Below are 4,135 nucleotides of genomic sequence, written 5' to 3' on the forward strand. Positions count from 1 at the left end.
CTACTTCGTTCGTAAACCGCACGAAGTAGTTTTGCACCAACTCGAAACGGTATTGACAGAACTTCTCCAGGCGGTAGAACCCCATTCTGTTCGAGATCACGATCCTAAATCCGGTTGGTAAAACCTACTAACCTCGCCCTCACCCCGCCCTCGCCTGCGGCTCTGGCTCCCCTCTCCCAAACTTGGGAGCTACGGTGTATACACAAGTCTGTCGGACTTCGTTTTGAGATCTGAATCCCCCCTAACCCCCCTTGAAAAGGGGGAAAAAGATCCGGAAGTCCCCCTTTTTAAGGGGGATTTAGGGGGATTCACACCAATTTCGCTTCTCACCAAAGATGTGTATACACGGTAGAACTTGGGAGAGGGGCTGGGGGTGAGGGCAAAAACCTAGGCAGCCCTCACCCCGCCAGATCCTGCGGCTCTGGCTCCCATCTCCCAAACTTGGGAGCGGCGCATCGAACGGGAGGTTCCCTCCCGTTTGTGTGCTTCAAGACAGAGGGGTTGGGGGTGAGGGCAAACCAATATGGCATTTCTCCAGCATGTCTGAATTTGGAATTGCCGATCTGTAGGGGGCACCCTTTATTTATGCGATGCCATAAATTTATCCACGCCATCGCTCCCATCTGCGGTAAAATCGTCCGATGATGCCAGCTATCGACTATCAACTATCAATTATCGACTATGCCAATCCGTACCTTTCAAGTTGATGCTTTGCAGGTTGAGGTTTATCGTCACGAAGCAGATCTAGTCAGTAGCCTAGTCCAGAGCACCCAATCTTATCTCAATGAAGCGATCGCCAGACAAGGCAGTGCCGCAGCGATTTTGGCGTCGGGAGCTTCGCAGTTAAAGTTACTCGAAAATTTAACAACAGTAACCGAGATCGATTGGGAACGGCTGACATTGTTTCATTTGGATGAGTATCTAGGGATTGGGGGTATGCATCCAGCTAGTTTTCAGTTATTTATGCGGGAAATGGTCGCACGCAAAATTACGCCCCGCCAGTTTAATTATCTCAATGGCGATACCTTAGAACCGATCGCCGAATGCGATCGCTACCATCAATTATTATCAGCACAACCGATCGATCTCTGCTTTCTGGGCATCGGTGAAACCGGACACATTGCCTTTAACGATCCAGAAGTCGCCGATTTTACCGATCGCTATCCGGTGAAATTGGTAAAATTAGCCGAGAAATCTCGTCAACAGCAAGTTAACACCGGATTTTTCGATCGGATTGAAGCCGTCCCGCAATATGCGCTCACGTTAACTTTGCCGACAATTTGCAAGGCGGAGCGGATTTGTTGTCTGGCAATGGGTGCGCGCAAAGCGAGTATCGTCAAAACCATGCTAACTGGTGCGATTTCACCAGCCTGTCCGGCTGCGATTTTGCGGAAATATCCCACCGCGACGCTCTATTTAGATGAAGCGGCTGCCAATGAGCTAGGCTAAATCCTCACCTTCTAACAGCCCTGAATTGCCGATCTCCAACTTGGAACACGAGCGATCGGCTCAACGTCCACTACAATTATAAGTAGAAAACAATTACTCGATCTGGCGATCGGAGATATTACATCTTCGATCGCTTATTCATCCTAGTTGAGTAGAAGTAAAATCGATGAAAATTTGGCGACCGCTGGTTTTATTACCAGGTCATTTAGCCGTAATAGTCGCAGCCAGTATCGCTACCACTACAGCAGCATTTAGTCAAAGCAGTGTCAATATCATGACTAATGCCGAAGGCGGGCAAGTGCAATCGACGATAGTGAGTATCGATCGCGCCGACTTAACCCAGCCACATATTCTTCGCGTCCAAGGCTCTGCCAACGAGACCCTCATCCGCCTCCGGCGCGTCGAAGTCAAAGTTAACGCCAAAGTAGTCAGATCGATCGTCAATAACTCCTTAGAACTAAATTTGGCTCCACTGCTGAAAGTCGGACGCAATGAAATCGAAATTTCTGGGACTTCACCTCAACCCGAAGACACAATTTCAGTGAACTTTACAGGAAATAACACCAAAGTCAGTCAACAGTTTTCTGGCAACAGTACCGTCAAGCAAACATTAGTTATTAATGTCCAGTAAGCATAATAAATGAAAACATCATCCTAAAGACATAGATTTAAAACATCTTAATAAGCTACAACGTAATGATTGGGTTTTGTATGCAGACAGTTGGCAAATCATTATATATTTTCACATACTAAGTCGTAGAATTGTTTTGGCGCAAAGCCTGTGAGTTCCAGAAGTAAAACTATTAAATAGTGTTATATTATATTTCCTCACAACTTCCTCACGTTTGAGCTGTAAAATAATCAATAAAGATAATTGGTAAAGAGCTTTCACTGCTCACTTAACTTTAAATGACAAACTATCAACAAAGATCTTAAATCTTTGGACTGACGCTCTCAATGCCTGCCGTCAAGCTTGGTGGATCGAAATTTTGACCGCGCAGCCCAACTGCACATATTATTTCGGCCCATTTGTTGGTGCCTGGGAAGCTGAAGTCGCCAGCAAAGGTTTTGTCGAAGATCTTGAAGGTGAATTTGCCCAAGGTATCAAAATCAAAATTGATAGGCATTGCCAGCCCGATCTATTGACTATAGAGCACGATGCTTTGGTGTAGCCTCTCATCCAAAAAATTGAATTACTAGGAGCCTAATTATGTTAGATATCGATGAAATGAGTTCTCAAGAAATCTACGAACTATTACGCAAAGTTGGTTACGGTCATCTTGGTTTCACTCATGAAGGGAAACCTTATGTGATGCCGATGCATTATTATCTCGAAAATAAAGAAATTTATTTGTTTACCACTGAGGGGATGAAGACACATGACATCGATGCCAGTCCAGCGGTCTGTCTCCAAGTCGAAGAAATAATTAACGATCCGCTCCACTGGCGTAGTGTCATCGTAGCAGGGCAAGCCAAACGCTTGACCGAGAAAGCAGATATCGCACGGGTACAAAAATCAATTAAAGAGCTTAATCCAACACTTTCACCCGCACTCAATCGTACTTGGATCGACTCATGGGGACGGGCAGAAGTAATAGCAATTTATCGCGTCTATCCGAGTGAAATGAGCGGGCGCACGACTGATGGTGTCAGCAGCCGGATGATGGTTGGATGAACAGATCGAATCGTTGTTCGCTAGCGATCGATTTCTGGATTGAGTAGAGACTATTGCAGTTTTTGACAAAACGCAACTAGACGACCGGCTGGGTCGCCTTCAGACGTGACAACAGAACATCTTGGCGCATTAGACAGGTGGATCGAGATCGGGTGCAATTGCTGTATCGATTTCTTGTTCTTGAATAGATAACCCAGCCAGATGGAAAATTGCTAACCCGATCGCGACGAAAGATAAAACATAACTATGTAAAGTGTAAAGGTGAACTACCGTTTCGGTAGAGATCGCCTCGCCACCACTCAGAATGGTGCTGAGGGTCGAGCCGATCAGTGGAATGGCTTCGATCGTCCCCAGCTCGATCTTAAACCGCCAAAAGCCCTGCTGCGACCAGTCGAGAATCATCGATGTCCAACCCAAACCCACCGCACTGAGCGTTAATAAAATCCCACTAATCCAAGCGACGATCCACGCCGGACGAAATTGCTGGCCAAAAAACATGACGATAATCTGAATCAATGCCAAGATCGTAAAGCCATTTCCCGCCAGGTGATGCACCGTCAGGATCAACCAGCCAAAATTAATTTGGGTATCGATCTGTTTGAGTGAAGTGTAAGCAGCACCCGCACTCGGCTCGTAGTAAAACGCTAGCAGCAAGCCAGAAATGGCCGCAGTCAGGACGAGCGAGAGGAGAGACACCGCAATGACGGTAGCTAGTTTTTGCAGCTCGATCGTATTATTTTCAATCTTCATTTCAAACTCCTAAAATAGACCTAGTGAAAACGCATCTTCGATCGGCAACCGCGCCCCAAAACCCAGCCACAGCGTAACAATCGTACTAACTGAGAAAATCGCGATCGAGACACCCCGCCGCAAGCGCGGATCGAACCGAACCAGATTTTCAATAATGGGTAACAGTATCAATCCCGTCGCAAAGGACACCATCGTCACGATGCCCACGATCTTGTAGGGAATCAGCCGCACGAGCTGATATACCGGGAGCAGATACCACTC

Annotated in this window: 5 protein-coding genes and 1 pseudogene; 4 read left to right on the top strand and 2 right to left on the bottom strand. The window is 46.7% G+C overall.

Annotation, left to right across the window (positions count from 1 at the left end):
• Positions 1-681 precede the first annotated feature (681 nt).
• The 4 genes from RMO84_RS11745 (at position 682) to RMO84_RS11760 (ending at position 3,124) form a co-directional block, all read left to right on the top strand.
• Positions 682-1,449: a glucosamine-6-phosphate deaminase gene (locus tag RMO84_RS11745; RefSeq protein ID WP_310488643.1), complete on the top strand. Its 768-nt coding sequence runs from the start codon at positions 682-684 to the stop codon at positions 1,447-1,449.
• 166 nt (positions 1,450-1,615) lie between these two features.
• Positions 1,616-2,080: a hypothetical protein gene (locus tag RMO84_RS11750; protein ID WP_310488644.1), complete on the top strand. Its 465-nt coding sequence runs from the start codon at positions 1,616-1,618 to the stop codon at positions 2,078-2,080.
• 358 nt (positions 2,081-2,438) lie between these two features.
• Positions 2,439-2,621, top strand: a complete 183-nt coding sequence (locus RMO84_RS11755; RefSeq protein ID WP_310488645.1) for a DUF1816 domain-containing protein — start codon at positions 2,439-2,441, stop codon at positions 2,619-2,621.
• A 38-nt stretch (positions 2,622-2,659) separates the two neighbouring features.
• Complete coding sequence (locus RMO84_RS11760; RefSeq protein WP_310488646.1) at positions 2,660-3,124, top strand: pyridoxamine 5'-phosphate oxidase family protein; 465 nt, start codon at positions 2,660-2,662, stop codon at positions 3,122-3,124.
• A 129-nt stretch (positions 3,125-3,253) separates the two neighbouring features.
• On the opposite strand, the gene RMO84_RS11765 is transcribed toward RMO84_RS11760, so the two are convergent.
• Positions 3,254-3,874, bottom strand: coding sequence for a cytochrome b N-terminal domain-containing protein (locus RMO84_RS11765; protein WP_310488647.1), 621 nt, complete (start codon positions 3,872-3,874; stop codon positions 3,254-3,256).
• 9 nt (positions 3,875-3,883) lie between these two features.
• Positions 3,884-4,135: pseudogene (locus RMO84_RS11770) on the bottom strand (cytochrome b6-f complex subunit IV); the annotation flags it as partial.

This window comes from Chamaesiphon sp. VAR_69_metabat_338 (assembly GCF_031423935.1).
Classification (GTDB): Bacteria; Cyanobacteriota; Cyanobacteriia; order Cyanobacteriales; family Chamaesiphonaceae; genus Chamaesiphon.